Origin of the sequence: Actinomadura sp. 7K534, assembly GCF_004348575.1 — a bacterium.
Lineage (GTDB): Bacteria > Actinomycetota > Actinomycetes > Streptosporangiales > Streptosporangiaceae > Spirillospora > Spirillospora livida.
Genome location: NZ_SMKB01000547.1, coordinates 1 through 594 on the forward strand (window position 1 = coordinate 1; position 594 = coordinate 594).

General features: G+C 68.5%; 2 protein-coding genes. Both read left to right on the top strand.

What is annotated here, in order from left to right:
- Positions 1 to 44: 44 nt before the first annotated feature.
- Positions 45 to 176: a hypothetical protein gene (locus E1266_RS39995; protein ID WP_279436382.1), complete on the top strand. Its 132-nt coding sequence runs from the start codon at positions 45 to 47 to the stop codon at positions 174 to 176.
- Between the two features lie 184 nt (positions 177 to 360).
- A partial coding sequence (locus E1266_RS37635) for an ANTAR domain-containing protein (protein WP_132055387.1) occupies positions 361 to 594 on the top strand: 234 nt, incomplete at its 3' end.

Below are 594 nucleotides of genomic sequence, written 5' to 3' on the forward strand. Positions count from 1 at the left end.
TATAAGAGACAGCGTGGGGGCCGGATCTCGGGATCGGGCGGCCGGTGCTGCATACCACGGGCCTCGTGGGGGAGCAGAAGATCGTGGTGGTGCTGACGCTGCATCCGGAGGGGTCGTCGTTCGCGAAGGCGGCGGCGCGGATCACGGCGCTGACGGAGCAGGTCTATAGGGCGTGACGTGGGTCACACTGAGAGGAACGGATGGCTCTGGGAAGGGTCATCGAATGTGTTGAGGTTCGGGCGGGAACGGAAAACCCGGGCAAAGATCTGGACTGTTCACCCGGTTCGTGGCGAATAGTCCTTCGCTGACGTATGTAGCTTTTTTCTCCCAAGGCAAAACAGCGCCGGACGGGGGACACGGTTGGCGGAAGCGGAGGGCACCCAGCCCGGGATGCACGGTGCGGACCTCGACGACCTGCGGGACGCCGCGCGCGACCGCGCGGTGCTGTCGGAGGCCCGCGTCATGCTGGCCAGGCGGCTCGGGGTGCCGCCCGGGGAGGCCCTGCAGCATCTGATCTGGCTCGCCCGCGACCTGGACATGGGGCTCGCCGAGGCGGCGGCCCTGCTGGTCAGGGACGGCGGGGGCGGGTCGGCC